Source organism: Actinoplanes sp. NPDC048791 (assembly GCF_040650095.1).
GTDB lineage: Bacteria > Actinomycetota > Actinomycetes > Mycobacteriales > Micromonosporaceae > Actinoplanes.
Genome location: NZ_JBEZGQ010001263.1, coordinates 1 through 2,129 on the forward strand (window position 1 = coordinate 1; position 2,129 = coordinate 2,129).

The 2,129-nt window shown below is 72.9% G+C and carries 4 protein-coding genes; 2 read left to right on the forward strand and 2 right to left on the reverse strand.

From position 1 onward, the window contains the following. On the reverse strand, positions 1 to 455 hold a 455-nt coding region (locus AB0C29_RS45170), incomplete at its 3' end, for a questin oxidase family protein (RefSeq protein WP_360834083.1). Positions 456 to 509: 54 nt separating this feature from the next. Here AB0C29_RS45170 and AB0C29_RS45175 point away from each other — a divergent pair. Further along, entirely contained in the window at positions 510 to 1,193 is a 684-nt protein-coding gene (locus tag AB0C29_RS45175; RefSeq protein WP_360834085.1) for a hypothetical protein, read from the forward strand. On the opposite strand, the gene AB0C29_RS45180 is transcribed toward AB0C29_RS45175, so the two are convergent. After that, positions 1,177 to 1,656, reverse strand: a complete 480-nt coding sequence (locus AB0C29_RS45180) for a GNAT family N-acetyltransferase (RefSeq protein WP_360834087.1) — start codon at positions 1,654 to 1,656, stop codon at positions 1,177 to 1,179. The two genes, AB0C29_RS45175 and AB0C29_RS45180, sit on opposite strands and share 17 nt — an antisense overlap. A 59-nt stretch (positions 1,657 to 1,715) precedes the next feature. Here AB0C29_RS45180 and AB0C29_RS45185 point away from each other — a divergent pair. After that, positions 1,716 to 2,129 (forward strand): helix-turn-helix domain-containing protein (locus AB0C29_RS45185; protein ID WP_360834089.1); only part of this gene is annotated, 414 nt, incomplete at its 3' end.

Below are 2,129 nucleotides of genomic sequence, written 5' to 3' on the forward strand. Positions count from 1 at the left end.
TGCCACCGCGCCGCCCAGTACGCCAGCCCCTGCCCCAGCTCCGCCACCCGCGCCGGGGTCTCCTGCTCCCGCAGCGCCCGCACCGCGTGCCCGACCCTGATCACCCCGTGCGTCGCCCCCGCGGCGATGCCGGGCAGCAGCCGCGGCCACCAGAGCGCCAGCACGTCCGGCCACGGCTCGGCGCGCATCGCCCGGTCGAAGAACGTCAGCCAGTCGCCCGTGCGCACCGGGTCACCGAGCGGTTCGCGCCACTCGTCCGCGGCGATCGGCGCGATGCCCCGCGGCACCTCCACCAACCGCTGCTCGTACGCGTCGAGCCACCGGTGCACCTGGTCCGCATGCCCGTGGTGGACCAGTGCCTCGGCCGCCATCGGGCCGTGGTTGGACAGCCAGCCGTCGTGTTCGGGCCCGGTGGTGTGCAGCCGCCGCAGGGCCTCGTCGAGAATTCCGGTCATCGTCGCAGCGTGCGTGTTGAACCTCGGTTGAGGTCAAGGGGCCATGATGGGCCCGTGGGTTTCGAGGAGGATCTGGACGCGCGGCCGTTCTGGCGCCGGCTCAGCCGCGGCGAGCAGCGCTGGCCGTTCGCCCTCGCCATCGCCGTGATGATCGCGCTGCAACTGACCCTGCCCGAGCGGTACAGCCTGGGCGCGTGGTGGGTGCTGCCGGCCGTCGAGGTGGTCGTCATCGGCGCGCTGGTGGCGGCGAATCCGGGCCGGCTGGAGCGCCGGACCCCGATGCTGCGCCGGCTGAGCCTGGGTCTGATCGCCGTGGCCAGCCTGGGCACGGCCTGGTCGGTCGTGCGGCTGGTGGTCGACATCGCCGGCGGCGGTGACACCGGCAGCGCGGCCGAACTGCTGGGCAGCGGCGCCGCGATCTGGCTGATCAACGTGCTGACGTTCGCGGTCTGGTACTGGGAGCTGGACCGCGGCGGGGCGTTGGAGCGGGCGGCCGGCACCGACCCGTACCCGGATTTTCTCTTTCCGCAGATGACCGCGCCGGACATGGCGCCGAAGGAGTGGCGGCCGCAGTTCGCCGACTATCTGTATCTGGCGTTCACCAACGCGACCGCCTTCAGCCCGACGGACACGCTGCCGCTGTCGCGCTGGGCCAAGCTGACCATGATGCTGCAGTCGGCGATCTCGCTGGTCACCGCGGCGCTGGTGGTCGCCAAGGCGGTCAACGCGCTGGGATGAACAGGCGCATGCCCGGGTCACGGTTGCGCACGAAACCGAGCGAGGCGTAGAGCGGTTCGCCCTCCGCGGAGGCGCGCAGGTCGATCGCTCCGATGCCGCGCTGCTCGTACCAGGCGAGCAGGGCGGTCATGCAGGCCCGGGAGAAACCCCGGCGGCGGTACGCGGGGTCGGTGGCGACGTTGAGCACGTACCCGCGCAGCCCGGTCGGGTCGTTCGGGCCCGGCAGCCGCTGATCGATCGTGCCCACGACGCAGGCCGCGAGCCCCGGGGTGTCCGGCTTGTCCACCACGAACGCGGCCATGGCGTCGTTGCCCGGGTCGAGCAGCCGGCGCACCACCGCGATGCCGGGGCCGATCCAGGCCTGCGGGTCGCCGCCGCCGGGACGGACCGAATCCATCATCACGCTGCGCAGGCGCAGGAGCTCGGCGGCATCGTCCACGCCGGCGCGCCGGACCTCGATCATGGCCGCCATTCTGGCACGGACCAGTTGCACAATTTCTGTGCACAACTATTGTGCAACTTATGGAGCCCACTCAGGTCCACCTCGACGGCAAACAGATCCGGGTCCTCGCGCAACCGCTGCGCTCGCGGCTGCTGGGCCAGCTGCGACTGGACGGGGCCGCCACTGCCACCCGGCTCGCCGAGACACTCGGCACCAACACCGGCGCCACCAGCTACCACCTGCGTCAGCTCGCCGACGTCGGGCTGGTCGTCGAGGACGAGAGCGCCGGCCGCGGCCGCGAGCGCTGGTGGCGGGCCGCCCACGACGTCAGCAGCTGGCAGCGCGACGCCTTCGCCGGCGACCCGGACGCGACCGCCGCCTCCGACTGGCTCGACAGCTACGGCCTGCAACGCCTGGTCGCCCGGGCCGAGAGCTGGCAGCGGGCCCGGCCGGCCGAGCCGCCGGCCTGGCGGACCGCCGCCTCGCCGGTCAGT

What these genes read in the sequence shown, in the direction of transcription:
- AB0C29_RS45180 (WP_360834087.1), bottom strand. Translation starts at nt 1,656, where the DNA reads ATGATCGAGGTCCGGCGCGCCGGCGTGGACGATGCCGCCGAGCTCCTG.